The 25,623-nt window shown below is 64.5% G+C and carries 24 protein-coding genes and 2 pseudogenes; 21 read left to right on the top strand and 5 right to left on the bottom strand.

The features are described from left to right. From AAEQ75_RS21555 to AAEQ75_RS21525, 7 genes and pseudogenes are all read left to right on the top strand, one after another. A pseudogene (locus tag AAEQ75_RS21555) lies at positions 1 to 866 on the top strand (alpha-D-ribose 1-methylphosphonate 5-phosphate C-P-lyase PhnJ); the annotation flags it as partial. Beyond that, positions 863 to 1,672 (top strand): phosphonate C-P lyase system protein PhnK, encoded by an 810-nt coding sequence (phnK, locus tag AAEQ75_RS21550; RefSeq protein ID WP_179576184.1) that lies wholly within the window; start codon positions 863 to 865, stop codon positions 1,670 to 1,672. The pseudogene AAEQ75_RS21555 and the gene phnK, both read left to right, overlap by 4 nt. 164 nt (positions 1,673 to 1,836) lie before the next feature. Then, positions 1,837 to 2,553: a phosphonate C-P lyase system protein PhnL gene (gene phnL / locus AAEQ75_RS21545; protein WP_343350437.1), complete on the top strand. Its 717-nt coding sequence runs from the start codon at positions 1,837 to 1,839 to the stop codon at positions 2,551 to 2,553. Further along, entirely contained in the window at positions 2,543 to 3,688 is a 1,146-nt protein-coding gene (locus tag AAEQ75_RS21540; RefSeq protein WP_343350435.1) for an alpha-D-ribose 1-methylphosphonate 5-triphosphate diphosphatase, read from the top strand. The genes phnL and AAEQ75_RS21540 overlap by 11 nt, the downstream gene beginning before the upstream one ends. Then, positions 3,688 to 4,269: a phosphonate metabolism protein/1,5-bisphosphokinase (PRPP-forming) PhnN gene (gene phnN / locus AAEQ75_RS21535; protein WP_343350433.1), complete on the top strand. Its 582-nt coding sequence runs from the start codon at positions 3,688 to 3,690 to the stop codon at positions 4,267 to 4,269. Before AAEQ75_RS21540 ends, phnN begins: the two co-directional genes overlap by 1 nt. After that, positions 4,260 to 5,009: a phosphonate metabolism protein PhnP gene (gene phnP / locus AAEQ75_RS21530; protein WP_343350432.1), complete on the top strand. Its 750-nt coding sequence runs from the start codon at positions 4,260 to 4,262 to the stop codon at positions 5,007 to 5,009. The genes phnN and phnP overlap by 10 nt, the downstream gene beginning before the upstream one ends. Positions 5,010 to 5,107: 98 nt before the next feature. Beyond that, on the top strand, positions 5,108 to 6,307 hold the full coding sequence (locus AAEQ75_RS21525; RefSeq protein ID WP_343350431.1) for an MFS transporter: 1,200 nt from the start codon (positions 5,108 to 5,110) through the stop codon (positions 6,305 to 6,307). 30 nt (positions 6,308 to 6,337) lie between these two features. Here the strand turns inward: AAEQ75_RS21525 and AAEQ75_RS21520 are convergent, their stop codons facing one another. From AAEQ75_RS21520 to AAEQ75_RS21510, 3 genes are all read right to left on the bottom strand, one after another. After that, on the bottom strand, positions 6,338 to 6,955 hold the full coding sequence (locus tag AAEQ75_RS21520) for an NAD(P)H-dependent oxidoreductase (protein WP_099525231.1): 618 nt from the start codon (positions 6,953 to 6,955) through the stop codon (positions 6,338 to 6,340). After that, a complete protein-coding gene (locus tag AAEQ75_RS21515; RefSeq protein WP_343350430.1) occupies positions 6,948 to 8,342 on the bottom strand; it encodes a class II fumarate hydratase in 1,395 nt (464 codons plus the stop codon). The genes AAEQ75_RS21520 and AAEQ75_RS21515 overlap by 8 nt, the downstream gene beginning before the upstream one ends. Positions 8,343 to 8,448: 106 nt before the next feature. Further along, positions 8,449 to 9,459: a DUF2804 domain-containing protein gene (locus AAEQ75_RS21510; protein WP_343350429.1), complete on the bottom strand. Its 1,011-nt coding sequence runs from the start codon at positions 9,457 to 9,459 to the stop codon at positions 8,449 to 8,451. A 275-nt stretch (positions 9,460 to 9,734) separates the two neighbouring features. Between AAEQ75_RS21510 and AAEQ75_RS21505 the strand changes: the two genes are divergently transcribed. From AAEQ75_RS21505 to AAEQ75_RS21485, 5 genes are all read left to right on the top strand, one after another. Then, on the top strand, positions 9,735 to 10,232 hold the full coding sequence (locus AAEQ75_RS21505) for a DUF2059 domain-containing protein (RefSeq protein WP_017677514.1): 498 nt from the start codon (positions 9,735 to 9,737) through the stop codon (positions 10,230 to 10,232). An 11-nt stretch (positions 10,233 to 10,243) separates the two neighbouring features. Further along, complete coding sequence (locus AAEQ75_RS21500) at positions 10,244 to 10,537, top strand: BolA family protein (protein ID WP_075746680.1); 294 nt, start codon at positions 10,244 to 10,246, stop codon at positions 10,535 to 10,537. A gap of 196 nt (positions 10,538 to 10,733) precedes the next feature. After that, positions 10,734 to 11,672 (top strand): rhodanese-related sulfurtransferase, encoded by a 939-nt coding sequence (locus tag AAEQ75_RS21495; protein WP_179576193.1) that lies wholly within the window; start codon positions 10,734 to 10,736, stop codon positions 11,670 to 11,672. Between the two features lie 2 nt (positions 11,673 to 11,674). After that, positions 11,675 to 12,307, top strand: coding sequence for a DsbA family protein (locus AAEQ75_RS21490; protein WP_343350427.1), 633 nt, complete (start codon positions 11,675 to 11,677; stop codon positions 12,305 to 12,307). Next, positions 12,300 to 14,081, top strand: coding sequence for an ABC transporter ATP-binding protein (locus tag AAEQ75_RS21485; RefSeq protein ID WP_343350426.1), 1,782 nt, complete (start codon positions 12,300 to 12,302; stop codon positions 14,079 to 14,081). The genes AAEQ75_RS21490 and AAEQ75_RS21485 overlap by 8 nt, the downstream gene beginning before the upstream one ends. A gap of 361 nt (positions 14,082 to 14,442) precedes the next feature. On the opposite strand, the gene AAEQ75_RS21480 is transcribed toward AAEQ75_RS21485, so the two are convergent. Beyond that, positions 14,443 to 15,306 carry a LysR family transcriptional regulator gene (locus AAEQ75_RS21480; protein ID WP_343350425.1) on the bottom strand — a complete coding sequence of 288 codons (864 nt, stop codon included), beginning with the start codon at positions 15,304 to 15,306 and terminating at the stop codon, positions 14,443 to 14,445. Positions 15,307 to 15,400: 94 nt separating this feature from the next. Here AAEQ75_RS21480 and AAEQ75_RS21475 point away from each other — a divergent pair, with 94 nt between their 5' ends. The 9 genes and pseudogenes from AAEQ75_RS21475 to AAEQ75_RS22090 all read left to right on the top strand — a co-directional run bounded on the left by AAEQ75_RS21475 (position 15,401) and on the right by AAEQ75_RS22090 (position 24,522). Beyond that, a complete protein-coding gene (locus AAEQ75_RS21475) occupies positions 15,401 to 16,138 on the top strand; it encodes a CTP synthase C-terminal region-related (seleno)protein (RefSeq protein ID WP_343350424.1) in 738 nt (245 codons plus the stop codon). Continuing rightward, positions 16,135 to 16,461: an antibiotic biosynthesis monooxygenase family protein gene (locus tag AAEQ75_RS21470; protein ID WP_125834650.1), complete on the top strand. Its 327-nt coding sequence runs from the start codon at positions 16,135 to 16,137 to the stop codon at positions 16,459 to 16,461. Before AAEQ75_RS21475 ends, AAEQ75_RS21470 begins: the two co-directional genes overlap by 4 nt. A 224-nt stretch (positions 16,462 to 16,685) precedes the next feature. Beyond that, the gene (gene hppD / locus AAEQ75_RS21465) at positions 16,686 to 17,768 is read left to right on the top strand and encodes a 4-hydroxyphenylpyruvate dioxygenase (RefSeq protein ID WP_343350423.1); all 1,083 of its coding nucleotides are present in this window, start codon (positions 16,686 to 16,688) and stop codon (positions 17,766 to 17,768) included. Positions 17,769 to 17,772: 4 nt separating this feature from the next. Beyond that, positions 17,773 to 18,906: a homogentisate 1,2-dioxygenase gene (locus AAEQ75_RS21460; RefSeq protein ID WP_343350422.1), complete on the top strand. Its 1,134-nt coding sequence runs from the start codon at positions 17,773 to 17,775 to the stop codon at positions 18,904 to 18,906. Positions 18,907 to 18,996: 90 nt separating this feature from the next. Continuing rightward, positions 18,997 to 19,983 carry a fumarylacetoacetate hydrolase family protein gene (locus tag AAEQ75_RS21455; protein WP_343350421.1) on the top strand — a complete coding sequence of 329 codons (987 nt, stop codon included), beginning with the start codon at positions 18,997 to 18,999 and terminating at the stop codon, positions 19,981 to 19,983. Positions 19,984 to 20,065: 82 nt separating this feature from the next. Beyond that, positions 20,066 to 20,716, top strand: coding sequence for a maleylacetoacetate isomerase (gene maiA, locus AAEQ75_RS21450; protein WP_343350420.1), 651 nt, complete (start codon positions 20,066 to 20,068; stop codon positions 20,714 to 20,716). Positions 20,717 to 20,807: 91 nt separating this feature from the next. Next, on the top strand, positions 20,808 to 22,268 hold the full coding sequence (locus AAEQ75_RS21445; protein ID WP_343350419.1) for a sodium-dependent transporter: 1,461 nt from the start codon (positions 20,808 to 20,810) through the stop codon (positions 22,266 to 22,268). Between the two features lie 304 nt (positions 22,269 to 22,572). After that, positions 22,573 to 23,616: pseudogene (locus tag AAEQ75_RS22095) on the top strand (methyl-accepting chemotaxis protein); the annotation flags it as partial. Positions 23,617 to 23,649: 33 nt separating this feature from the next. Beyond that, a complete protein-coding gene (locus AAEQ75_RS22090) occupies positions 23,650 to 24,522 on the top strand; it encodes a methyl-accepting chemotaxis protein (RefSeq protein ID WP_372857949.1) in 873 nt (290 codons plus the stop codon). 296 nt (positions 24,523 to 24,818) lie between these two features. Here AAEQ75_RS22090 and AAEQ75_RS21435 read toward each other — a convergent pair whose 3' ends face one another. Beyond that, positions 24,819 to 25,592, bottom strand: coding sequence for an SDR family oxidoreductase (locus AAEQ75_RS21435; RefSeq protein WP_256834525.1), 774 nt, complete (start codon positions 25,590 to 25,592; stop codon positions 24,819 to 24,821). Positions 25,593 to 25,623: the final 31 nt, after the last annotated feature.

Raw genomic sequence — 25,623 nt, 5'->3', positions numbered from 1 at the left:
ACGCTTTCACCGCAAGCGGCGCCCGCGAGGCGTCGGCCTACAACTTCGCCTATCTGGATGAGCAGACCAAACGCATGATCCGCCGTGGCTTGCTCAAGGCGGTAGCGATCCCTGGCTATCAGGTGCCCTTCGGCGGTCGAGAAATGCCGCTTCCCTATGGCTGGGGCACCGGCGGCATGCAGCTGACTGCCGCCATTCTCGGTGCAGACGATGTGCTCAAGGTGATCGACCAGGGTGCCGACGACACCACCAATGCGGTGTCGATTCGCCGCTTCTTCGCCCGTACCGCAGGTGTCGCCACCACCGAGCGCACGCTTGAGGCCAGCGTGATCCAGACCCGCCACCGTATTCCGGAAACACCGCTGTCGGCCGGGCAGATCATGGTCTATCAGGTGCCGATTCCCGAGCCGCTGCGTTTTATCGAACCGTCCGAGAGCGAGACGCGCACCATGCATGCGCTGGAGGACTACGGCGTGATGCACGTGAAGCTGTACGAGGACATCGCCACCTTCGGCCATATCGCCACCGCCTACGCCTACCCGGTGACGGTGGATGAGCGCTACGTGATGGACCCGTCGCCGATTCCCAAATTCGACAACCCCAAACTGGACATGAGCCCGGCGCTGATGCTGTTCGGTGCCGGCCGCGAGAAGCGCCTGTATGCGGTGCCGCCCTTTACCCGGGTGGTCAGCCTGGACTTCGAGGATCACCCCTTCGCCGTGCAGCGCTGGGACGAGTGCTGCGCGTTCTGTGGCAGCAGCGATTCCTTCCTTGACGAGCTGATCGTCGATGACGCCGGCAGCAAGCGCTTCGTCTGCTCCGACACCGACTACTGCCGTCAGCGCACCGAGGAGAACCTGCAATGAGCGCCGCCGAACGTCTGCAACCTGCCGTGGCAGCGGCTGAGCCACTGTTCTCGGTGCGTGATCTGACCCGCCTGTACGGCCCGGACAAGGGCTGCCAGGGCGTGAGTTTCGACCTCTATCCCGGTGAAGTGCTGGGCATCGTCGGCGAGTCCGGCTCGGGCAAGTCCACCTTGCTCAGCCTGCTCTCCGGGCGTTGCCCGCCGGATCGCGGCGCGGTCAGTTATCGCGGCCGCGACGGCCAGTGGCTCGACCTGTACAGCGTCAGCGAGGCCGAGCGGCGCACGCTGCTGCGCACCGAATGGGGCTTCGTCGAGCAGAACCCTCGCGACGGCCTGCGCATGGCGGTATCAGCCGGCGCCAATATCGGCGAGCGGCTGATGGCCCAGGGCGTGCGTCACTACGGCGAGCTGCGCGCCGCCGGGCTCGACTGGCTGAGCCAGGTGGAGATCGACCCGGCGCGTATCGATGACCTGCCGCGCACCTTCTCCGGCGGCATGCAGCAGCGCCTGCAGATCGCCCGCAACCTGGTCTCGGCGCCGCGTCTGGTGTTCATGGACGAGCCGACCGGCGGGTTGGACGTCTCGGTGCAGGCGCGCCTGCTCGACCTGCTGCGCGGCCTGGTGCGCGAGCTGGACCTGGCGGTGGTGATCGTCACCCACGACCTGGCGGTGGCGCGGCTGCTGGCCGACCGGCTGATGGTGATGCGCCGCTCGCGCGTGGTTGAGGCGGGGCTGACCGACCAGATTCTCGACGACCCGCAGCATCCGTATTCGCAGCTGCTGGTTTCGTCCGTCTTGCAACCCTGATGAGCGCTTGTCTCCCCTCTCCCGCTTGCGGGAGAGGGGCCGGGGGAGAGGGGCTTCGCTTGCATCGAGTCGCCTGTACCACCCTCTCCCCAGCCCTCTCCACTCGGCGTGCCCCCAATAAATGGGAGAGGGGGCAGATCGTGCCTACTGTATTCGAGGTGTGTATGAACAACCCGATCGAGGTCAGCGGCCTCAGCAAGACCTTCACCCTGCACCAGCAGAACGGCGTCGTCCTGCAGGTGCTGCGTGACCTGAATTTCGCCGTGCGCGGCGGCGAGTGCCTGGTGCTGCACGGCCAGTCCGGCGCCGGCAAGTCGACCCTGCTGCGCACTCTGTACGGCAACTACCTGGCGGCCGGCGGCAGCATCCGCATCCGTCACCAGGGCGAGCCAGTTGACCTGGTCGGCGCCGAGCCGCGCCAGGTGCTGGCGGTGCGTCGGCAGAGTCTGGGTTACGTCAGCCAGTTCCTACGGGTCATCCCGCGCGTGTCGACCCTGGACGTGGTGATGGAACCGGCGCTGTCGCGTGGCTGGACGCGTAGCGATGCCGAGGCGCGGGCCAAGGCGCTGCTAGGCCGGCTGAATGTTCCTGAGGCGCTCTGGCAACTGGCGCCGGGCACCTTTTCCGGCGGCGAGCAGCAGCGCGTCAATATTGCCCGCGGCTTCATGGTCGAGTGGCCGGTGCTGCTGCTCGACGAACCCACAGCCTCGCTGGATGACGCCAACCGCCAGGTGGTGTTGGCGCTGATCAATGAGGCCAAGGCCGCGGGCAGCGCGCTGATCGGCATCTTCCACGACCGCATCGCCCGCGAGGCGGTGGCCGACCGTTACCTCGACATGAGCGCCGCCGCGGCGCAACCGGAGTACGTCTATGTCGTCTGAACAGATTCTCAACAACGCCCGTATCGTCACTGCCGAGCGCGAGTTCCTCGGCACCCTGCTACTGCGTGACGGGCTGATCGCCGCCGTGGATGAGGGCGCCAGCCGCCTGCCGCAAGCCCAGAATCTGGGCGGCGATTACCTGCTACCGGGGCTGGTGGAGCTGCACACCGACAACCTGGAAAAACACATGAGCCCGCGCCCCGGGGTTGACTGGCCGTCGACCTCGGCGGTGCTGACCCACGATGCGCAGATCGTCGCCGCTGGCATCACCACGGTGTTCGATGCGCTGTCCATCGGCGACATCAACCCGCGTGGCCGGCGCATGCAGCAATTGCCGGCGATGATCGAAGCCATCGCCTCCAGCGAGGCAGCCGGGCAGACTCGCGCAGAGCACCGCCTGCACCTGCGCTGCGAGCTGTGCCATCCCGATGCGCTGACGATCTACCGCGACCTGGTGGAGCACCCGCTGGTGGCGCTGGTGTCGGTGATGGATCACTCGCCCGGCCAGCGCCAGTTCGCCAAGGTGGAGAAGTACCGCGAGTACTACATGGGCAAGTACCACCTGAGCCCGGCGGAGATGGAGGAGTTTCTCCAGGAACAGATCGCCAACTCGCGCCAGTACAGCGACCGCCAGCGTCGCGCCATAGTCGAGGATTGCCACAGCCGGGGCATCTCGGTGGCCAGCCACGACGACGCGACCCTGGCCCACGTACAGGAGTCTGCCGGCTTCGGTATGGCCATCGCCGAGTTCCCCACCACCCTCGAGGCAGCCAGGGCCAGCCACGAGCTGGGGCTGAAGGTGCTGATGGGCGCTCCGAACGTGGTGCGTGGCGGCTCGCATTCGGGCAATATCGCCGCCGCCGAGCTGGCGCGCCACGGCGTGCTGGATATCCTTTCCAGCGACTACTACCCGGCCAGCCTGCTGCATGCGGCCTGGCTGCTCGCCGGGCAGGACAACGACTATGATTTGCCTGCGGCCATCGCCACCGTGAGCCGCGCACCGGCCAGGGCGGCGGGGATGGACGATCGCGGCGAGATTCGCGTCGGCCTGCGCGCCGACCTGGTCCAGGCCAGGGCCCATGGTCAGCAGCCGGTGATCCAGCAGGTGTGGCGCCAAGCACGAAGGGTGTTCTGATGCAGGGCAGGTTGATCTATCTGATGGGGCCCTCGGGCTCGGGCAAGGACAGCCTGTTACAAGCCGCACGTGCGCCGCTGGAGGCGCACGGCTGCCGTTTCGCCCGGCGGGTGATCACCCGCAGCGCCGAATCGGTGGGGGAGGATGCGCTGGGGGTGACCCCGGCCGAATTCGAGCGCCTGGAGGGCGAGGGCGCCTTCGCCCTGAGCTGGCGCGCCAATGGTCTGGCCTACGGCATCCCGCGCGAGGTCGATGACTGGTTGAACGCCGGGCAGGATGTGCTGATCAACGGTTCGCGCGGTCATCTCGACACAGCGCGGCAACGCTACCCGGATCTGCTGGCGATTCTCCTGCAGGTCGACGAAGCGGTGCTGCGTCAGCGTCTGTTGGCCCGCGGTCGCGAGACGCCGGAGCAGATCGAGCAGCGCCTCGCTCGCAGTCGCAGTTTCGCTGTTGTGGGAGGCGCTTCAGCGGCGACTGTTGCGCAGGAGCACATTTGCGTTCTGGACAACTCCGGCCCACTGCAACAGACCGTGAATTGCCTGCTGCACCTGCTCGACGAGACCCTCCGATGCGCCTGACCCTGCTCGGCACCGGTGATGCCCGCCAGGTGCCGGTCTATAACTGCAGTTGCCCGGCCTGCGATGCGTCCCGTGTCTATCCGGCGCGTCGCCGTGGCCCCTGTTGCGCGCTGATCGAATGTGGGGCACAGCGCTGGTTGATCGACAGTGGCCTCACCGATCTTACCGAGCGCTTTGCGCCACACAGCCTCAGCGGCATCCTGCAGACCCACTACCATGCCGATCACGCCCAGGGCCTGCTGCACCTACGCTGGGGGCAGGGGCTGATCATCCCCGTGCATGGCCCGGACGACCCGGAGGGCTTGGCCGATCTGTACAAGCATCCGGGCATTCTCGACTTCAGCCAGCCATTCGCCGCTTTCGAGCGTCGCCAACTGGGTGAGCTGAGCGTTACCGCACTACCGCTGACCCACTCCAAGCCGACCTTCGGCTACCTACTAAAGGGGCAGGACAGGCGCATCGCCTACCTCACCGATACCGTCGGCGTGCCGGAAGCGAGTTGCGCCGAGCTGCAGCGCGCGCCACTGGATCTGCTGGTGCTCGATTGCTCCACCGCGCCGCAACCCGTCGCACCGCGTAACCACAACGATCTGACCCGTGCGCTGGAGGTCGTCGAGCGCCTGCAACCGACACAGGCAGTGCTGACCCATATCGGCCACAGCTTCGATGCCTGGCTGCTGGAGCATCCCGACGCCTTACCGCCAGGCGTGACGCTGGCAAGCGATGGCCTGGTGTTGTGAGTCCAGGCCGCTATCTGTAACCAAAGATTTCAGATTGGCCGGGCTTGCCGTTACAGTGCTGGGCCTTCCAACGTGTTCGCCGCCAGCAGAGAGGTTGCATGAACGCCCGCCGCATTACCCTGTTGCTGTGTACGGCCGAAACCCTCGGCATGGCCGGTTTCGCCCTGTTCGCCGCGCTGCTACCGCAATTCCAGGCACTCTGGGGTTTGAGTAATACCGAGGCCGGCTGGATCGGCGGCGGCTTCTTTCTTGGTTACATGCTCGCCGTGCCTGTGCTCACCGGCCTGACCGATCGGCACGACGCCCGGCTTATCTACCTGGCGGCCATGTTGCTGACGGCCGTGGCCAGCGCGGGTTTCGTTTTCGCCGATGGTTTCTGGTCCGCATTGCTCTGGCGCGTGCTCGCCGGTATTGGTCTAGCGGGCACCTACATGCCGGGGCTCAAAGCCCTGTCGGAACGTATCGACGGTGCCTCGCAGTCGCGTGCCATCGCCTTCTACACCGCCAGCTTCGGATTGGGCACGGCGCTGTCGTTCACGCTGTCTGGCGAGCTGGCCAAGCTCGGCGGCTGGCAACTGCCGGCGTTGCTCAGTGGTGCCTGTGCGTTGCTGGCCTGGGCGTTGGTGTACTGGGGGCTGGCGCCGAAAGCGGTAGAGGCACACGCGCCGCGCAATCTGCTGGATCTGGCGCCGCTGAGAAATCGCGCGGTGCTGGCTTACTGCCTGGCCTATGCGATGCACAACCTGGAGCTGTTCGCCCTGCGCGCCTGGCTGGTGGCCTTCGTGGTGTTCTCCGGACATCTGCAGGGCGTCGATCCCTGGCTGTCGGGCACCTGGGTGGCGATGCTGGCGACGCTCATCGGCATGCCGTCGAGCATCCTCGGCAACGAACTGGCGCTGCGTTTCGGGCGTCAGCGCTGGCTGATCGGTGTGATGCTCAGCTCCGCGCTGCTGGCCGCCGTGGTCGGCCTGGGCGCGGCGCTGCCGTTCTGGGCGATGCTGGGGCTGATTCTGATCTACGCAGTGACCGTCACCGCCGACTCGGCTTCGTTGACCGCCGGACTGGTCAGCGTCGCCCCGGCCAGCCACCGTGGCGCGGCGATGGCGCTGTATTCCTGTACCGGCTTTACCGGCGCGTTCCTCGGTCCGTTGCTGTTCGGCATGACTCTGGATGCTTTGGGCGATCAGCAGTTGCTCGGCTGGTGGGCGGCGTTCGCGCTGATGGGCCTGTTGCTGACGCTCGGGCCGCTGGCGTTGTGGTGGGCGGGTAGAGGGCGCGAGGAACGCTCGCGCCTCTGAGTCAGGTCTACCGGGCCTGTGTGGTGGATTTTACGCTTTGCTGCCCAGCGTCTCGGCCTTGCGCAGCCAGCTCTGGCGTTGTTCTTCGCTGGACGGGCGCACCGGGGCGAACTCGCTCAGACGCCGCGTTTTGATCCCGCAGAAACCGAGGATGGTACGCACCATCTGCCGATGCGCCGGGGCTCCGTAGATCCAGCGGAAATACCAGCGTGGCGTGTCCATGGTCACCAGCAGGTCAGCGCTGCGCCCGCTGAGCAGCTTGTCCCAGAGTTGCGAGCGGTTGCGGTACTTGAAGGCGAAGCCGGGCAGGAACACCCGGTCGAAGAAACCCTTTAGCAGCGCAGGAATGCCGCCCCACCAGACGGGGTAGACGAACACCAGGTGCTCGGCCCAGTGAATCAGACGCTGAGCTTCGAGCAGGTCCGGCTCCAGATTCTGGCTCTGCTCGTAACCTTCACGCAGGATTGGGTCGAACTGCATTTCGCCCAGTCTGAGCTGGCGCACCACGTGCCCCTTGCTACGTGCTCCCAGGCTGTAGGCCTCGGCCAGGGCGTGGCAGAGGCTGTCCTTCTTGGGGTTGCCGAGAATCAGCAGGATGCGTTTGCCATCGCCTTCCAGCGGTGTGGCGCCACTCTTGCCTTCAGTCATGCCGCCCGGCTCCGAGCATGTCCTGCGGTCGTACCCATTGGTCGAACTCCTCTTCGTTCAGGTAGCCGAGCTGCAGTGCGGCCTGGCGCAGAGTGCTGCCTTCGGCGTAGGCCTTCTTGGCGATTTCGGCGGCTTTGTCGTAGCCGATGTGGGGGTTGAGCGCTGTCACCAGCATCAGGCCGTTTTCCAGGTGCGCAGCCATTTGCGCGGCATCCGGCTGCAGGTCGGCGATGCAATGCTGCTGGAAGTTGCGGCAGCCATCGGCGAGCAGGCGGATCGATTGCAGCAGGTTGTGGATGATCACCGGCTTGAACACGTTGAGCTGCAGGTGGCCCTGGCTGGCGGCGAAGCTGATGGTCGCGTCGTTGCCCAGCACCTGGCAGGCCAGCATCGACAGCGCTTCGCACTGGGTCGGATTGACCTTGCCAGGCATGATCGAACTGCCCGGCTCGTTGGCTGGCAGGCGCACTTCGGCGAAGCCGGCGCGCGGGCCGGAGCCGAGCAGGCGCAGGTCGTTGGCCAGCTTCATCAGGGCCACGGCCAGAGTCTTCAGCGCGCCGGAGAGCTGCACCAGCGGCTCGTGGCCGGACAGCGCGGCGAACTTGTTCGGGGCGCTGGTCAGCGGCAGGCCGGAGAGTGCGGCCAGTTCAGCAGCGATGGCTTCGGCGAAACCGGCTGGTGCGTTCAGCCCGGTGCCGACGGCAGTACCGCCCTGGGCCAGCTCGCAGACGGCGGGCAGGGCAGCGCGAATCGCGGCCTCGGCATGGCCGAGTTGGGCGACGAAGGCCGACAGCTCCTGGCCGAAGGTGATGGGGGTGGCGTCCATCATATGAGTGCGCCCGGTCTTGACCAGGTTGGCGTGGCGCTGCGCCTGTTCCTGCAGGCCGTCACGCAGTTCGGCCAGAGCCGGCAGCAGGGCGTGGCGAACGCCCTGCACAGCGGCGATGTGCATGGCAGTGGGGAAGCAGTCGTTGGAGCTTTGCGCGCGGTTGACATGGTCGTTGGGGTGCACCGGGGTCTTGCCGCCGCGTTGGCCGCCGGCCAGTTCGTTGGCTCGGCCGGCGATCACCTCGTTGACGTTCATGTTGCTCTGCGTGCCGCTGCCGGTTTGCCAGACCACCAGGGGGAATTGCGTGTCGTGCTGGCCTTCGAGCACTTCATCGGCAGCCTGTTCGATCAGCCGGGCGATATCCGCCGGCAGCTCGCCGCTGCGGCTGTTGACCCGTGCTGCGGCTTTCTTGATCAGCGCCAAAGCATGCAACACGGCCAGCGGCATGCGCTCCTGGCCGATGGCGAAGTTGATCAGCGAGCGCTGGGTCTGCGCGCCCCAGTAGGCGTCGTTAGGGACTTCGATGGGACCGATGCTGTCGGTTTCGGTGCGGCTCATGGCGTTCTCCGGGGCAAGTGCAAGATTGCTGGCAGTTTAGGTCGCGCCGCTGGAGACTGGTTCCACAACTTATCTATCAGGTTGATTGGAGCCGTTGAATGAGCGACTACCAGCGGGCGTGGGTTTCACCCAGCCAGCCCAGTGCTCCGTCCACTGGCACGCGCTCGCCTTTAGGGCCGCGCAGCACGCCGTCGTAATGACCGAAACGCTGTACGGTGTTGGCGTGGAAGGGGCCGAGTTTGGGGCAGGCCTTGTGCAGTTGGCAGGGGGTGAAACGCAGGGCCACACGATCATCTTCACTGTCCAGACGCCAAGGAGCCAGCGGCGCCTGCGAGCTGCGCTCGATATGCAGGGGGCTGTCGAGCAATTGCACTTCACCGCCGAACCACAGGGAATTTTCCGACAGGCCGCTGTGATCGAGCCAGCCAGCACCGAAGTTACCGGCGATGCCGCCCGCTGCAGCGAAGGCCGCGCGCTGCCAGTAAGTGTTTAGCGGCCAGACACCGCGACCGAAGTCCAGTGCGGCGAAGCTCTGGCCCGGCACGCAGCTGTAATGCTGGCCGCCCAACTGCAGGCTGCCGGCGGTGGGCAGGCCGAGTTGCCGACTGGTGGCATGAAAGCCGCCATTCTGCAGGGGTGCGACCAGATTGACCGATTGCAGATGGGCAGGGCGCTGAATGTCCAGGGCAACCTGTAGGGGCTGGCCGCCGATATCCGGGGCGGCAGCGGTGAGGCGCAGGCGTCCGGGGTGCTCGTCTATGCGCAGTTGCAGGCGAGAGTGGCTGAAGGAGTGACTCTCCAGTGGCAGGTCGGGCAGTTGGCAGCCCAGAGCGAAGGGGCGGAACTGGGCATGGGCGACGGCCTGACCGGATTCCAGATCGAGAAAGTAGGCGGCGCCGTAGCCCAGGTAATCGAGATCGGCGAGGGTCAGCGAGAGCATCCACTGCGGAGTGGTGATGCACCAGTGATTCCAGCGCTTGCGCCGCCCGGCGTGACCATGCAGGGTACAGTCCACCTGCGGTCGATTGGACCAACCAATGGCCTCGTCCAGCAGTCGACCTTTGCTGTCGCAAAGCGGCTGGAGCGGAAGGGGCGCGTGTGAGGTGAGGCTGGTCATCGGGCACGTCCGTGTGTGTGCGCGGGCTGGCGATCAATTGCCGGCTCTTGAGGTGCGCACGCCTTGTTGAATAATGAGGAGGTCGCAAAGAATGCCGAGCCCACCCGAGCATGAGCAAGTACTGGCATTTTGGCAACTGACCAGTGGGTGCGCCGGTCAACATGACGGGTGTGAGCCAGCGCACAACGCGCTCCGCTTGAGGGATTTCCGCGCAGGGCACAAAATGCCGCCTTCGTAGTCTACCCAGACTCATTCACAACCTCTGGACGCTCTCCATGCTCCGTTTTTCCAAACTCTGCACCGCCGTTCTGCTCAGCGCGAGCGCATCCCTGGCCATGGCCGATGCTGCCAGTCACGCCGCCGATGCCGAGCGTTTTCTCAAGCTGGCCCACGCCGACAAGCTGACCGTGCCGGTGTACGGCCAGGTGCAGCAGATGTTCGCCCAGCGTTTCGCCGAGGCCCCGAACGGCAAGAAGGCAGTGCTCGAGAGTTATCAGGCCAAGGCCAACACCGCGCTGGACAAAGCCGTCGGCTGGGACAAGCTCAAGCCGGACATGGTCAAGCTCTACACCAGCAACTTCAACGAGCAGGAGCTCAAGGACCTGATCGCCTTCTACGAGTCGCCGCTGGGACAGAAGGTGCTGCAGAAGATGCCGACCCTCACCGCACAATCCGCACAGATCACCCAGAGCAAGCTGGAAACCGCCGTGCCCGAGGTGAACAAGCTGCTGGCCGACATGAGCAACGAGCTCGGCCTGCCGAAACAGCCCTGATGGAGCCCGAGATGTCCAAGCAAGACCTGATCGTCACCGCCCTGGCCGCGCTGCAACCCGAGTATCTCGATGTGCTGGATGAGAGCCATATGCACAGCCGCGGTCTGGAGACCCACTACAAGGCGGTGATCGTCAGCCCGGCGTTTGCCGGCCTGAATGCGGTCAAGCGGCATCAGAAGGTGTATGCGACGGTCGGCGAGCTGATGGGGCAGATCCACGCGCTGGCGCTGCACACCTACACCCCGGAGGAGTGGGCGGCGCAGGGCGTGGCGCCGGCTTCGCCGACCTGCCGCGGCGGTCATTGATGTAGCCCAATCCGCGGCAACGATCATTTCCCGGATTGCATCCGGACTACGCGACAGGCTGTCGCGCCCTGTCGCCAACATGCCCCGGCAATTGTCCTCTTTGCTACAATCGCCCTTCGCGCCGGCCTGCTGAGCCGGCGTTTTTCATGTCCCGCCAGTCCGCCCTTTACGTGGGTGACTACTGAGAGAACTGTTCATGACCGACAAGATCGTCGTCGCGGCGCTGTATAAATTCGTCTCCCTGCCGGACTATCAGGCGCTGCGCGAACCCCTGCTGCAAACCCTCATCGATAACGACATCAAGGGCACCCTGTTGCTCGCCGAGGAGGGTATCAACGGCACCGTTTCCGGTACCCGTGCCGCTATCGATGCACTGCTCGCCTGGTTCCGCCTGGATGCCCGTCTGGCCGATATCGACCACAAGGAATCCTATTGCGATGAGCAGCCGTTCTATCGCACCAAGGTCAAACTGAAGAAAGAAATCGTCACTCTCGGCGTACCTGGCGTCGACCCCAATCAGCGCGTCGGTACCTACGTCGAGCCGCAGGACTGGAACGCCCTGATCAGCGACCCTGAAGTGCTGTTGATCGATACCCGCAACGACTACGAAGTGGCCATCGGCACCTTCGAGGGCGCCATCGACCCGAAGACCAAGTCGTTCCGCGAATTTCCCGAGTACATCCGCGAGCACTTCGACCCGAGCAAGCACAAGAAGGTGGCGATGTTCTGCACCGGCGGTATTCGCTGCGAGAAGGCCTCCAGCTACATGCTCGGCGAGGGTTTCGAAGAGGTCTATCACCTCAAGGGCGGCATTCTCAAATACCTCGAGGAGGTGCCGCAGGAAGAGACCAAGTGGCAGGGCGACTGCTTCGTCTTCGACAATCGCGTGACCGTACGCCATGACCTGTCTGAAGGCGATTACGATCAGTGTCACGCCTGCCGCACGCCGATCTCCGTGGAAGAGCGCCAATCCGAGTTCTACAGCCCTGGCGTCAGTTGCCCGCATTGCTGGGATTCGCTGCCGGAGAAGACCCGTGAAGGCGCCCGCGAACGGCAGAAACAGATCGAACTGGCCCGTGCGCGCAATCAACCGCACCCCATCGGCCGCGACCCCCGCCAACTGAACGAGGCCTGACCATGGCTAGCCGCCTGCTCTACGTGATGGATCCGATGTGCTCCTGGTGCTGGGGTTTTGCACCAGTAATCGAAATCCTCGTCGAGCAGGCGGCCGCTGCCGATGTGCCGCTGCAGATCGTTGTAGGCGGCTTGCGCCGTGATCAGGTGGCTGTCGATGCCGCCGCACGGGTGCGTTACCTGGGCTACTGGCAGGCGGTTAATGCCAACACCGGACAACTGTTCGACTTCGAGCGCGGCCTGCCGGAAGGGATGGTGTATGACACCGAACCTGCCTGCCGCGCGTTGGTCACTGCACGTAATCTCGATGCGCAGAGCGCCTGGACACTGCTCAAGCTGATTCAGCAAGCCTTCTACACCGAAGGGGCCGACGTCACCCAGGCCAGCGTGTTGGTGCAACTGGCCGAGCAGGCGGGCATCCCGCGCATCGAGTTTGCCGAGGCCTTCGACAGCCGGGCCATGGAGGACGCGACCGCCGCCGATTTCACCTGGGTGCAGGACCTGGGCATCGCCGGCTTCCCGACGCTGCTGGCCGAGCGTGATGGCCAACTGGCGCTGCTGACCAACGGCTATCAGCCGCTCGAGGTGTTATCGCCGCTGCTGGGGCGCTGGCTGGAGCGCGCTGTCAATGCCTGATCGGTTGAGCTGGGCAGAAATCCGTCGCCTGGCCCTGCATCACAAGAAAGCGCTGATCCTGGCCAACCTGGTCGCCGTGCTGGCGACCCTGTGCAGCGTACCGATTCCGTTGCTATTGCCGCTGCTGGTGGACGAAGTGCTGCTGCATGACGGTGATGCCGCGCTCAAGGTGATGGACAACTTCCTCCCGACCGAGTGGGAAACGGCAGCCGGCTATATCGGCCTGATGCTGGTGCTGACCCTGCTGCTGCGAGGCTCGGCGCTGATCTTCAACGTCTTGCAGGCGCGCCTGTTCGCCAGGTTGTCGAAGGACATCGTCTACCGCATCCGCATGCGCCTGATCGAGCGGCTCAAACGCATCTCACTCGGCGAGTACGAGAGCCTCGGCGGCGGCACCGTGACCACCCACCTGGTCACCGATCTGGATACCCTGGACAAGTTCGTCGGCGAGACCCTGAGCCGCTTTCTGGTGGCGATCCTGACCCTGGTTGGCACCTCGGCCATCCTGATCTGGATGCACTGGCAGCTGGCTTTGCTGATTCTGCTGTTCAACCCGCTGGTGATCTACGCCACCGTGCTGCTGGGCAAGAAGGTCAAGCACCTGAAGAAGCTGGAGAACGACAGCACCTCGCGTTTCACCCAGGCGCTGACCGAGACTCTGGAAGCGATTCAGGAAGTGCGCGCCGGCAACCGCCAGGGCTACTTCCTCGGCCGCCTCGGCGGGCGGGCGCGCGAGGTGCGTGACTATGCCGTGGCCTCGCAATGGAAGAGCGACGCGTCGAACCGTGCCAGCGGCCTGCTGTTCCAGTTCGGTATCGACGTGTTCCGCGCGGCGGCGATGCTCACTGTGCTGTTCTCCGACCTGTCCATCGGCCAGATGCTCGCGGTGTTCAGCTACCTGTGGTTCATGATCGGCCCGGTGGAGCAACTGCTCAGCCTGCAGTACGCCTTCTACGCTGCCGGTGGCGCGCTGACGCGGATCAACGAGCTGCTGGCACGCAAGGACGAGCCGCAGTACGAAGGGCGCGTCGACCCTTTCAAGGGGCGCGACACGGTCGGTATCGAGGTGCGCGGATTGACCTTCGGCTATGGCGACGAGCCGGTGCTGGATCGGCTCGATCTGTCCATCGGCCCGGGCGAGAAGGTGGCCATCGTTGGCGCCTCGGGCGGAGGCAAGAGCACTCTGGTGCAGTTGCTGCTGGGCCTGTACACGCCGCAGGCCGGGAGCATTCGCTTCGGTGGCAGCGCGCTGGAGGAGATCGGCCTGGACTGTGTGCGTGACAACGTCGCGGTAGTGTTGCAGCACCCGGCACTGTTCAACGACACGGTGCGCGCCAACCTGACCATGGGCCGCGAGCGCAGCGATGAGGCCTGCTGGCAGGCGCTGCGCATCGCCCAGCTGCACGACACCATTGCGCAACTGCCGCAAGGGCTGGACAGCGTGGTCGGGCGTAGCGGTGTGCGTTTGTCCGGCGGCCAGCGCCAGCGCCTGGCCATTGCCCGTATGGTGCTGGCCGAGCCCAAGGTGGTGATCCTCGACGAAGCCACTTCGGCACTGGATGCCGCCACTGAGTACGCCTTGCACGAAGCGCTGGCGCAGTTCCTTGAAGGCCGCACCACGCTGATCATCGCCCACCGCCTGAGCGCGGTGAAGCAGGCCGATCGGGTACTGGTGTTCGACGGCGGCAGCGTGGCCGAGGATGGTGACCACCAGCAACTGATCGCAGAAGGTGGCCTGTACGCCAAGCTTTACGGGCATTTGCAGCAAGGCTGAGTCGTGGTGCGCCGTGCGCACCGCAGCGATCAGGATTTTCGGGAAATTCTTCGCTGCTGAAGCGTAACGCCGCCCAGCCGCTCCTACGAGGCAGTTGGGCATATGTAATGTGTAGGGCGGGTGCAACCCGCCATAAAAGGGTGGCGGGTTGCACCCGCCCTACGAATCAGAAGCCGCCTTTATGGGATAGGTAGGAGCGGCTTCAGCCGCGATGCTCTTTTGCGCAACCAATGTTCCCGGATTGCATCCGGGCTCAGCTTCCTGGGCTGTCGCGGCTAAAGCCCCTCCCACAAGGTTTCGCTGCTGCACTGACAGGCTGCCCCCCGTTCTGTGGGAAGCGCTTCAGCGGCGACGCTTTATCTCAATCGCTGCTCATCAAGGCTTCGCTCAATTCCTCGAACAGGGTCTGCACCGAGCGCAGGGCGCGACAGTCGGGGCGGGTCAGCAGCCAGAGTTCGGTGTCGCAGCCGGGCAAGGGGGCGCTCAGAGCACGTAGGTCCGGCTGGCTGCGCAGGATGAAGTCGGGCAGGGCGGCGACGCCCAATCCGGCGCGTGCCAGTTGCGCCACGGCATACATGCTGCTGCAGCGATAGTTGGGAGTGACGCTCGGCAATTCGCGCAGACGCCAGAGCACCGTGGCGTGATCCGGCATCGACTCGTCCGGGGCGATCCAGCTCTGTCGCGCCAGGTCGCTGCGATCCTGGCCATCGTCGCGTGCGCAAACCACGTAGGACACCTTGGCCAGACGGCGGCCGACCAGATGCTCCGGCGGCTGGTTGGTCAGGCGCAGGGCCAGGTCGGCGTCGCGGCGGCTGAGGTTGGCGAAGTCGTTGGAGGTCACCAACTCCAGCGCCAGGGCCGGGTAATTGGGCATGAAACGCGCCATTGCCGGTAGCAGCAGGCTGCTCAATACAGCATCGGTGCAAGTCAGGCGTACCGTGCCGCTGACCACCTGCTTGCCCAGCTCCAGCGCCACACGGGCGGCATCCAGTGCCTGTTCGGCGCGCTCGGCCTGCTCGGCCAGGGCCCGAGCGGTTTCGCTGGGCTCATAGCCGCGTCGACTCTTCTCGAACAGCGCCACCCCCAGGGCGGCTTCCAGACGGCGCACGGCACGGAACACTGTGGACACGTCGACCTGCATCAATTCTGCCGCCCGCGCCAGGGAGCGACCACGCACCAGGGCGAGCACCAGAGAGAGGTCGGTATGGTCGATCTGATATTGCATGGCTGCAATCTCTGCTTGTCTATTCGCCAATTATTATTGCGCGAGCGCCATCTTATAGTGGCAGGGAGACGGTCATGCAAGAGGGGATAGGCGTATGTACAGCAAGTGTCGAGTCAAGGTCGCCCTGGTAGGTGATTACAGTGCGGCAGTTACCGCGCACCGTGCCATTCCAGAGGCGCTACGCCTGGTTGGTGACGCGCTGGGAGTGGCGGTCGAATATGACTGGCTGGCCACTGAGCGCATTCTCGATGACGCAACCTTGCAGGCCTATGACGGCATCTGGTGCGTGCCGGGCAGCCCGTATGCTGCTACCGAGGGTGCGCTGCGCGCGATCCGTTTCGCCCGCGAGCAGGGCGTGCCATTTCTCGGCACCTGCGGTGGCTTCCAGCACGCGCTGCTGGAATACGCACGCAATCAGCTGGGGTGGCAGGATGCCGAACACGCCGAGCTGTCGTCGCAAGCGCAGAACCCTCTGATCGCGCCGCTGAGCTGCGCCTTGCTGGATGTCAGCGAGCATGTGCACCTGGTTTCCGGTTCGCGTATCGCCGAGCTCTACGGTGTACGCGAGATCAGCGAGCAGTACCTGTGTCGCTACGGCCTTTCCGATGCCTTCGTCGAGCCGCTGATGGCGCAGGCGCTGAAGGCTTCCGGGCATGACGAGGCGGGTGCCGTGCGCGCCATCGAGCTGGAAGATCATCCGTTCTTCATCGCCACCCTGTTCCAGCCCGAACGCGCTGCACTGCAAGGGCGCCTGCCGCCGCTGGTCGCTGGCCTGGTCGGCGCCTGTGCGGTGCAGTCGGTGCATGAGGCGCAGCAGGAAGCGGTCGCGTGATCGCGGCCACGCCGGAGCCACCCTATTACGTGGTGATGTTTACCTCGGAGCGTACCGACGTGGACACCGGTTATGCCGAGGCGGCACAGCGCATGCTGGCGTTGGCCGCACAACAGCCCGGCTTTCTCGGCGTGGAGTCGGCGCGCAGCGACGGCCTGGGCATCACCTTGTCCTACTGGCAGAGTGAGGAGGCCATTCGCGGCTGGCGCGAGCATGCCGAGCACAGCGCCGTTCGCGAGCAGGGACGCACCGACTGGTACGCCGCCTTCACCACTCGCGTGGCCAAGGTGGAACGGGCCTACACATTCTCGCGCCCAAGCTGAGTGATAGTGGCAAGCCGGCTGACCGTCGTGTAAGGATTATTTTACGGTTGTCAGGGCTTCGCGTGCCTTGCCTGAAAGGCGTAAGGAAAATTTGCCACTGCTGAGCGCGGCTAACGTGTCTAAGTGTCGCAAGCCATCTTGAGAGCGCGTCTGCGCTCGGTTGTCATGAGGTTGTCCGCAACGCATTCGTGCGGCTGCCATAACAATGACAATCAGGAGGCGAGATGACCGCCGTGGCCAAGATCGAGCAGCACAACCCCATCGGGACCGACGGTTTCGAGTTCGTCGAATTCACCGCACCGAGTGCCGAAGGTATCGAGCAACTGCGCCAGTTGTTCACCGCCATGGGCTTCACCGAAACCGCCAAGCACCGCTCCAAAGAGGTGTGGCTGTTCCAGCAGAACGACATCAACATCGTGCTCAACGGCAGCCCCACCGGGCATGTGCGCGCCTTCGGCGAGAAGCATGGGCCCAGTGCCTGCGCCATGGCCTTTCGGGTCAAGAATGCGGCCCAGGCAGCTGCCTACGTCGAGCAGCAGGGCGCCACGCTGGTGGGCAGCCATGCCAACTTTGGCGAGCTGAACATTCCCTGCGTCGAGGGCATCGGCGGCTCGCTGCTGTATCTGGTCGACCGCTATGGCGACAAGAGCATTTACGACGTCGACTTCGAGTACATCGCAGGCCGCAGCGCTAATGACAACTCCGTCGGTCTGCAGTGCATCGACCACCTGACCCACAACGTGCGCCGTGGGCAGATGGACGTCTGGTCCGGCTTCTACGAGCGCATCGCCAATTTTCGCGAGATCCGCTACTTCGATATCGAAGGCAAGCTCACCGGTCTGTTCTCCCGGGCCATGACCGCGCCCTGCGGCAAGATCCGCATCCCGATCAACGAGTCGGCCGATGACAAGTCGCAGATAGAGGAATTCATCCGCGAATACCACGGCGAAGGCATCCAGCACATCGCCCTGAGCACCGACGACATCTACGCCACCGTGCGCCAACTACGCGCCAATGGCGTCGACTTCATGACCACCCCGGACACCTACTACGAGAAGGTCGATACCCGCGTCGCCGGCCATGGCGAGCCGACCGACGTATTGCGCGAGCTGAACATCCTGATCGATGGTGCGCCGGGGGATGACGGCATCCTGCTGCAGATCTTCACCAACACGGTGATCGGCCCGATCTTCTTCGAGATCATCCAGCGCAAGGGCAATCAGGGCTTCGGCGAGGGCAACTTCAAGGCGCTGTTCGAATCCATCGAGGAAGACCAGCTGCGTCGCGGTGTGATCGCCGAGGAGTGATGCCATGAGCCGTCAATGGATCCGCTTTCCCCTGCGCGAAGGCGAGTGCTCGCGTCAGGCGCACTGCGACCTGCCGCAGGGCACCTACGAGCGCGAGATGGGCCGTGAGGGCTTCTTCGGCCCCGCCGCGCACCTGCACCACAAGCATCCGCCCACCGGCTGGATCGACTGGGAAGGCCCGCTGCGCCCGCATGCCTTCAACTTCAACGACATTCCCAGCGAGCGCGACTGCCCGCTGGCGGCGCCGCTGACCCTGCACAACGCCGACGTCAAGCTGCGCGTATGGCGCACTCACGGCGCCATGCGCCATCTGGTGCGCAATGCCGATGGCGACGAGCTGCTGTTCGTGCATGAAGGCAGCGGGCATTTCTACTGCGATTTCGGTCATCTGGAGTACCGCGACGGCGACTACCTGCTGATACCCCGCGGCACTGCCTGGCGCATCGAAGCCAGCACACCGAGCTACTTCCTGCTGATCGAGAACACCGACGGTGCGTATCAGTTGCCGGACAAGGGCCTGCTCGGCCCGCAGGCGATCTTCGACCTGGCGGTGCTGGAGCACCCGCATATCGACGATGCCTTCAAGGCGCAGCAGGACGAGAATACCTGGCAGATCCGCATCAAGCGGCGCGGCCAGATCAGCACCGTGACCTACCCCTACAACCCGCTGGACGTGGTCGGCTGGCACGGCGACAACACCGTGGTGCGCCTGAACTGGCGCGACATCCGTCCGCTGGTCAGCCATCGCTACCACCTGCCGCCGTCGGTGCACACCACCTTCGTCGCCAATGGCTTCGTGATCTGCACCTTTACCCCGCGCCCGGTGGAGTCCGACCCCGGCGCGCTCAAGGTGCCGTTCTTCCACAACAACGATGACTACGACGAAGTGCTGTTCTACCACCGTGGCAACTTCTTCAGCCGCGACAACATCGAGCAGGGCATGGTCACCCTGCACCCGTGCGGCTTCCCCCATGGGCCGCACCCCAAGGCGCTGAAGAAGAGCCAGGAAGATCCGGCCACCTTTATCGATGAGGTGGCGGTGATGATCGACACTCGCCGCGCCCTGGAAGTGAGCGATGCCGCTGCTGCGGTGGACGTGGCCGAGTACGTCAATTCCTGGCGTGCGCCGGGTTTGTAGGATTAAACGAAGCTGTGGGAGCGAGCTCTGCTCGCGAAGCTTTTTGTTCGGTCAGGGTTCGCTCCTACCTCAGATTTCGAAGGATTACCGATGAAACTCGCATCACTGAACCAAGGCCGCGATGGCGTGCTGATCGTCGTTTCCCGCGACCTCACCCGTGCCGTTGTTGTGCCGCAGATCGCTTTCACCCTGCAGGCTGCGCTGGACGACTGGGCTGTGGCCCGGCCCAAGCTCGAAGCGGTCTATCAGCGCCTCAACGACGGCTTGGAAGAGGGCGCCTTCGCCTTCGATCAGGCCGCCTGCCACAGCCCCTTGCCACGCGCCTACCACTGGGCCGACGGTAGCGCTTACGTCAATCACGTGGAGCTGGTGCGTAAGGCGCGCGGCGCCGAGATGCCTGAATCCTTCTGGCATGATCCACTGATGTACCAGGGCGGCGCCGATGCCTTCGTCCCGCCGCACAGTCCGATCAGCCTGGCCGATGAGGCCTGGGGCATCGACCTGGAGGCCGAGCTGGCGGTGATCACCGACGACGTGCCGATGGGCGCCACACCGGCCGAAGCGGGCGGCCATATCCGTCTGCTGATGCTGGTCAACGATGTCTCGCTGCGCAACCTGATCCCCGGCGAGCTGGCCAAGGGCTTTGGTTTCTACCAGAGCAAGCCGTCATCGAGCTTCTCGCCGATTGCCATCACCCCGGACGAACTGGGCGAGAGCTGGAAGGACGGCAAGGTGCATCGGCCGCTGGTGTCGCATATCAACGGCGCGCTGTTCGGCCAGCCGAACGCCGGTGTGGACATGACCTTCAACTTCCCGACTCTGGTGGCTCACGCAGCCAAGACCCGACCGCTGGGCGCGGGCACCATCATCGGCTCGGGCACCGTGTCGAACTACGAGCGCAGCGCGGGCTCTTCCTGCCTGGCGGAAAAGCGCATGCTGGAAATCGTCGAGCAGGGCGAGGCGAAGACGCCGTTCCTCAAGTTCGGTGATCGGGTGCGCATCGAGATGTTCGACGTTGCCGGGCAGAGCATCTTCGGCGCCATCGATCAGGTGGTGGAGCACTACGACGCCCGCTGATTCGTAGGAGCGGCTTTAGCCGCGATGTTGTCAGCTGATCGCGGCTGAAGCCGCTCCTACCGCGTTTCGAAAGGAATCCGCAATGTTGAAACTCTACGGCTACTGGCGCTCCAGCGCTGCCTACCGTGTGCGTATCGCCCTCAACCTGAAGGGCCTGGCTTACCAGCAGGTGCCAGTGCACCTGGTCAAGGACGGCGGCCAGCAGCACGGCGCCGACTATCGCGCGCTGAACCCGCAGGGCCTGTTGCCGCTACTGGTGGATGAAGAAGACGGCGGCGTGCGCATTGCCCAGTCGCTGGCGATCATTGAGTACCTCGAAGAAATCTTCCCGGTGCCGGCGCTGCTGCCGGCTGATCCGGCCGAGCGTGCGCAGGTGCGTGCGCTGGCGCTGCACCTTGCCTGCGACGTGCACCCGCTGAACAACCTGCGCGTGCTGCAGTACCTGTCCAGCGAACTGGGTGCCGGCGACGAGGCGAAGAACGCCTGGTACCGGCACTGGGTCGCGCTCGGTCTGACCGCCGTGGAGGAGGGCCTGGCTGCATTCGACGGTCGCCTGTCGCTCGGCGACCGGCCTGGATATCTGGAAGCCTGCCTGATTCCGCAGCTGTATAATGCGCGGCGTTTTAACTGTGACCTTGCCGCGTACCCACGCATTGTCGCCATGGCGGCGCGCTGTGAACCCCTGGAGGCCTTCCAACTGGCCTTGCCGGAGGCACAAGCCGACGCTCATTGACACCTTTGGCTTCCACCCAAGCCTTGCATTCCGCTGCGCCATAAGCGCGGCGGGTCCGATTCCGTCACAGATAAGAACAAACAGGTGACGCATGACCCGTGAAAAACCGAAGAACCTCTGGCTCTCGCGCTGGGGTTTCATCCTCGCTGCAACCGGCTCGGCCGTCGGCCTGGGCAATATCTGGAAATTCCCTTACATCACTGGCGAGTACGGCGGCGGCGCCTTCGTGCTGATGTACCTGGCGTGCATCCTGGCCATCGGCATTCCGGTGATGATGACTGAGATCGCCATCGGCCGCCGTGGCCGTGGCAGCCCCATCGACGCCATCGGCCGCGTGGTCCGCGAGAACGGTGGTAACCCGCTGTGGAAGGCGGTTGGCGGTATGGCCATGCTCGCCGGCTTCATGATTCTGTGCTTCTACGTGGTCGTTGCTGGCTGGGCCTTCGCCTATACGTGGAAAATGCTCGACGGTTCGCTGGCGGCCACCAGCGTCGAAGCATTGGGCGGGGTGTTCGAAGCGCACAATGCCAATCCCTGGCAACTCGGTGGCTGGAGTGTATTGGTGGCGCTGCTGACGTTGTGGATCGTCGCCAAGGGCGTGCAGAAAGGCATCGAGAATGCCGTACGCTGGATGATGCCGGGTTTGGCGCTGATGCTGGTGGCGCTGGTTGGCTATGCGTTCACCAGTGGCAGTTTCAGTGCAGGCTTCGGCTTCCTCTTCCACTTCGATGCCTCGAAGATCACCGGTGAGGCACTGTTGGCGGCACTGGGGCACGCCTTCTTCACCCTGAGCCTGGCCTCGGGCGCCATTCTCACCTACGGCTCCTACATCCCGGAAGGTCAATCCATCGCGCGGACCACGTTCATCGTCGCACTCTGCGATACCTGCGTGGCGTTGCTGGCCGGTCTGGCGATCTTCCCAATCATCTTCGCCAACGGCATGAGCCCCAGTGCCGGGCCGGGGCTGATCTTCATGAGTCTGCCGCTGGCCTTCCAGCAGATGCCATTCGGCACCGCGTTCGGGGTCTTGTTCTTCGCCATGGTATCGATCGCCGCACTGACCTCGGCGATTTCGATGATCGAGGCCAGCGTGGCCTACCTGAACGAAAAGCACGGCATCAGCCGCCTGCGCGCTGCCATCGGGGCCGGCGCGGTGCTGCTGGTGATCAGCCTGCTGGCAATGCTGTCGTTCAACCTGCTGGCGGGCTGGACGCCGCTGGGCAAGAACTTCTTCGACTGGCTGGATTACCTCACCTCGCGCTGGATGATGCCGCTGGGTGGCATCTTCATGGTCGTACTCGCAGGCTACGCACTGCGCGGCGAGATCATGCGTGACGAGCTGGATCTACCGCCTGCGGGGTATGCGCTGTGGCTGTTCATGGTGCGCTACGTCAGTCCTGTGCTGATCCTGGTGGTGTTTCTGCATGCGCTGGGCTGGTTGATGTTCGACCCGGTGGCGCAGTGGTACTGGATTGCCGGTGCCATCGGGCTGCTGGCTGTGGCAGGGGAGGTTCTGCGGCCGAGGGTAGTACCGGCGCTTGCCGGGCGCTGATCGCGGCTCGAATCCAGAGGCGCAGCTTCGGCAGAAGCTGCGCCTTTTTTATTGCGATAAGCCAGAAACGGCGCCTCAGCAGGCGGTATTTCGCCATTTATTCGGCGTCAATAAGCGGATAGTTGCCTGTCTTGGCCATTTCATTGGCTATGCTGATAACCATGGGTTGGCTAATTGCCAGCACTCAAGCGGCGGCACTCTTTGCCGATAAACCGGACTCGACATGGCACAGCAGTTGCGTAGTCAGTCGACCAGGTCGCGCCCACGATGCGCGGCTGTATAAGAAGAATCTGGAGTCGCCGTTATGTTCAAGCCTGCCGCACGCTTTTTCGCCAATCTTGCCGTCGGCAAGAAACTCTTTATCGGTTTCGGCCTCGTGCTGTTGCTTACCGCTGCCATGACGGTCAGTGGCTATCTGGCGGTTCAAGCGGTACTACATGGGCATGAGCAGGTTGGGCAGTTGGCGCAGGTAAACCAGGAGATTCTCCAGGCGCGTCGTCTGGAACGCAGTTTCGCCATCGAACAGACCCAGGAGAGCGCAGAGCGTGTGCGCGAAAGCTTGCTCAAGGTACAGGGTATGCTGGAGCACCTGGGCAAGGATGCAACCGAAAGCACGCGTGTGCAGACCATGCAGCAGGCCACTGCCGAGTACCTGAAGCAGTTCGACAACTATGTCGAGCAGCAGGGTAAGGCCCGTGAGGCTCGCCAGGACATGCGCACTGCTGCTGGAGAAACCCGTGACCAGTTCGAGGTGATCGAGCTGGACATGTATGACGCCGTGCGTGAGCTGCGCCTGCAGGGTGATCGTCTGCGGGGTAGCGACCCCCTGACCCTGGCGGAAACCGCATCCGGCCTGAGCAAACGCATGCTCGACCTGCGCGGCCAGGAAAGCCTGTACATCATCGATGGCTCGCCCGAAGCGCTGGAAGAGTGGGAGTACGTCAGCGAAGACTTGCAGACCGTTGCCCGCAGCCTGACCGTCTGGCTCAACGATGATCAGAAAGCCTCCATCGAAACTGCCCTGCAGGCGTTGACTCTCTACCAGCGCTCCTTCCTCTACTACCAACAGCTGCGTGAGCAGAACCAGGCCACCGAGAAGGCCATGATCGAGCGTGCACGCTCGGTCGTCGACCTGGCCGAGTCGGCCCAGGCCGGCGCCGAGACCCGGATGCTCGCCGACACTCAGCGCGCACTGGTGATGCTCGGCATCATGGGCTTGGCTGCCGTGGTGCTGGGCCTGTGTGCCTCGCTGCTGATTACTCGTCTGATCGTCGCGCCGCTGCGCCAGACCGTGACCTTCGCCCAGCGTATCGCCGCCGGTGACCTCAGCCAGGACATCCCGCAGGACCGCGGTGACGAAGTGGGCCAGTTGCTTGCCGCCATGCAGGACATGACCGTCAGCCTGCGCAATCTGGTTGGCCGTATTGGCGGTGGTGTCGGGCAGATCGCTGCGGCTGCCGAGCAACTGTCTGCAATCACCGCGCAAACCAGCGCCGGGGTGCAGACGCAGAAACTGGAAACCGAACAGACCGCTACCGCCATGCACCAGATGGCCGCCACCGTGCAGGAAGTGGCGCAGAACGCCGAGCAGGCTTCACTGGCCGCGCGCGATGCCGACCTGGAGGCGCAGCAGGGCAATCGCGTGGTGCAGCAGGCGGTGGATCAGATCGACAGCCTGGCCAGCGAAGTGGAACAGTCGGCCAAGGCCATCGCCGACCTGAATCAGGAAAGCGCGCGTATCGGCAGTGTGCTGGAGGTGATTCGCAACGTCGCCGAGCAGACCAATCTGCTGGCACTCAACGCGGCCATCGAAGCGGCGCGCGCCGGCGAGCAGGGCCGTGGTTTCGCCGTGGTCGCCGATGAGGTGCGGGCGCTGGCCAAGCGTGCTCAGGAGAGCACCGAGGAGATCGAAAGCCTGATCGCCGGCCTGCAACGCATGGCCAAAGGCGCGGTGCAGCAGATGGACAGCAGCCGCGATCTGACCCGGCGTACTGTCGAGCTGGCCGGTGAAGCCGGCGATGCCCTGAGTCGTATCACCCAGGCGGTGAGCACCATCGAGCAGATGAACCAGCAGATCGCTGCCGCTGCCGAGGAGCAGAGTGCGGTGGCCGAGGCGATCAACGAAAGCGTCACCCGCGTGCGCGATATCGGTGAGCAGAGCGCCACTGCCAGCGAGCAGACCGCTACGTCCAGCGCCGAGCTGGCTCGCCTGGGAGTGGAACTGCAGGGGATGGTGCGACAGTTCCGCACCTGACGCTGGCGGACCGATACACGGCTGTGGACGGGCGTAGGGCGGACTCAGGAGCGCCAGCGAACAGTCCGCCGTCTTCGGCGCGGCAAAAGTCCTGACGGCGTACTGCTTAGCGAGTGCGTCCTACAGTGCTGTGGGAGTTGGTGCGACAGTTCCGCACCTGATTAGGGCGAGCCGGTACGCGGCTGCGGACGGGCGTAGGGCGGACTCAGGAGCGTCAGCGAACAGTCCGCCGTCTTCGGTGTGGCAAAAGTCCTGACGGCGTACTGCTTAGCGAATACGCCCTACAGCGCTGCCCCTCAGCCCAGGTGAAAACCGCCGTCGATGGGGATGATGGCGCCGGTCATGTAGGCACCGGCGCTGCCGGCCAGGCTCAGCGCCAGTGCGGCCATCTCTTCCTCACGCCCCCAGCGCTTCATCGGGATCACTGCGGTATCGGCGGCCAGCGCCGCTTCATCCTCGGCGATGAAACGGGTCATCTTGCTCGGGAAGCGCCCCGGGGCGATCACGTTGACGTTGATGTGATCGCCCACCAGTTCCTTGGCCAGCATGCGCGACAGCTGATGCAGCGCGGCCTTGCTCGGCCCGTAGGCGTAGGCCTGTTCACCCATGGCGCTGATGCCGGCCACCGAGCCAATATTGATCACCCGCGCCGGGCAGTCTGCCGAGCCGGCCCTGCGCAGCAGAGGCAGCAGTTGCTGGATGCAGCCGAACACCGAGGTGACGTTGAGCTGCATGACCTTCTCCCAGCCCTTGGCCGGGTAGTTCTCCAGCGGCGCGCCCCAGGTGGTACCGGCGTTGTTGACCAGAATGTCCAGGCGCTCGATACGTTCGCCTAGCTCGCGCGCCAGCGCCTGCACGCCTTCCTCGCTGGCCAGGTTGGCGGCGATGCCGGTGCACTGGCCCAGCGCCGAGAGTTCAGCGGCGGTTTGCGCGCAGGCTTCGCCGTCACGGGCACAAACATAGGCATGGGCGCCGGCTTCGACGAAGGCCTTGGCGATCATCAGGCCAATACCGCGGGTGCCGCCAGTGACCAGGGCAGTGCGCCCGGCAAGGGAGAAGTAAGGATGCATGGAAAGGCCTCGCGAGATGGTGAGGGCTTCA

Origin of the sequence: Pseudomonas sediminis (assembly GCF_039555755.1) — a bacterium.
In the GTDB taxonomy this organism is placed as follows: Bacteria; Pseudomonadota; Gammaproteobacteria; order Pseudomonadales; family Pseudomonadaceae; genus Aquipseudomonas; species Aquipseudomonas mendocina_D.
This window is presented reverse-complemented; position numbering and strand designations above follow the sequence as displayed.

Coding starts and splice junctions, on each gene's coding strand:
- AAEQ75_RS21525 (WP_343350431.1), top strand. CDS start 5,108: ATGAACGCCCGCCGCATTACCCTGTTGCTGTGTACGGCCGAAACCCTC.
- AAEQ75_RS21510 (WP_343350429.1), bottom strand. CDS start 9,459: ATGACCAGCCTCACCTCACACGCGCCCCTTCCGCTCCAGCCGCTTTGC.
- maiA (WP_343350420.1), top strand. CDS start 20,066: ATGTTGAAACTCTACGGCTACTGGCGCTCCAGCGCTGCCTACCGTGTG.
- AAEQ75_RS21515 (WP_343350430.1), bottom strand. CDS start 8,342: ATGAGCCGCACCGAAACCGACAGCATCGGTCCCATCGAAGTCCCTAAC.
- AAEQ75_RS21480 (WP_343350425.1), bottom strand. CDS start 15,306: ATGCAATATCAGATCGACCATACCGACCTCTCTCTGGTGCTCGCCCTG.
- phnK (WP_179576184.1), top strand. CDS start 863: ATGAGCGCCGCCGAACGTCTGCAACCTGCCGTGGCAGCGGCTGAGCCA.
- phnN (WP_343350433.1), top strand. CDS start 3,688: ATGCAGGGCAGGTTGATCTATCTGATGGGGCCCTCGGGCTCGGGCAAG.
- hppD (WP_343350423.1), top strand. CDS start 16,686: ATGACCGCCGTGGCCAAGATCGAGCAGCACAACCCCATCGGGACCGAC.
- AAEQ75_RS21520 (WP_099525231.1), bottom strand. CDS start 6,955: ATGACTGAAGGCAAGAGTGGCGCCACACCGCTGGAAGGCGATGGCAAA.
- AAEQ75_RS21445 (WP_343350419.1), top strand. CDS start 20,808: ATGACCCGTGAAAAACCGAAGAACCTCTGGCTCTCGCGCTGGGGTTTC.
- AAEQ75_RS21540 (WP_343350435.1), top strand. CDS start 2,543: ATGTCGTCTGAACAGATTCTCAACAACGCCCGTATCGTCACTGCCGAG.
- AAEQ75_RS22090 (WP_372857949.1), top strand. CDS start 23,650: ATGCAGGACATGACCGTCAGCCTGCGCAATCTGGTTGGCCGTATTGGC.
- AAEQ75_RS21455 (WP_343350421.1), top strand. CDS start 18,997: ATGAAACTCGCATCACTGAACCAAGGCCGCGATGGCGTGCTGATCGTC.
- AAEQ75_RS21485 (WP_343350426.1), top strand. CDS start 12,300: ATGCCTGATCGGTTGAGCTGGGCAGAAATCCGTCGCCTGGCCCTGCAT.
- phnP (WP_343350432.1), top strand. CDS start 4,260: ATGCGCCTGACCCTGCTCGGCACCGGTGATGCCCGCCAGGTGCCGGTC.
- AAEQ75_RS21460 (WP_343350422.1), top strand. CDS start 17,773: ATGAGCCGTCAATGGATCCGCTTTCCCCTGCGCGAAGGCGAGTGCTCG.
- AAEQ75_RS21505 (WP_017677514.1), top strand. CDS start 9,735: ATGCTCCGTTTTTCCAAACTCTGCACCGCCGTTCTGCTCAGCGCGAGC.
- phnL (WP_343350437.1), top strand. CDS start 1,837: ATGAACAACCCGATCGAGGTCAGCGGCCTCAGCAAGACCTTCACCCTG.
- AAEQ75_RS21475 (WP_343350424.1), top strand. CDS start 15,401: ATGTACAGCAAGTGTCGAGTCAAGGTCGCCCTGGTAGGTGATTACAGT.
- AAEQ75_RS21490 (WP_343350427.1), top strand. CDS start 11,675: ATGGCTAGCCGCCTGCTCTACGTGATGGATCCGATGTGCTCCTGGTGC.
- AAEQ75_RS21435 (WP_256834525.1), bottom strand. CDS start 25,592: ATGCATCCTTACTTCTCCCTTGCCGGGCGCACTGCCCTGGTCACTGGC.
- AAEQ75_RS21500 (WP_075746680.1), top strand. CDS start 10,244: ATGTCCAAGCAAGACCTGATCGTCACCGCCCTGGCCGCGCTGCAACCC.
- AAEQ75_RS21495 (WP_179576193.1), top strand. CDS start 10,734: ATGACCGACAAGATCGTCGTCGCGGCGCTGTATAAATTCGTCTCCCTG.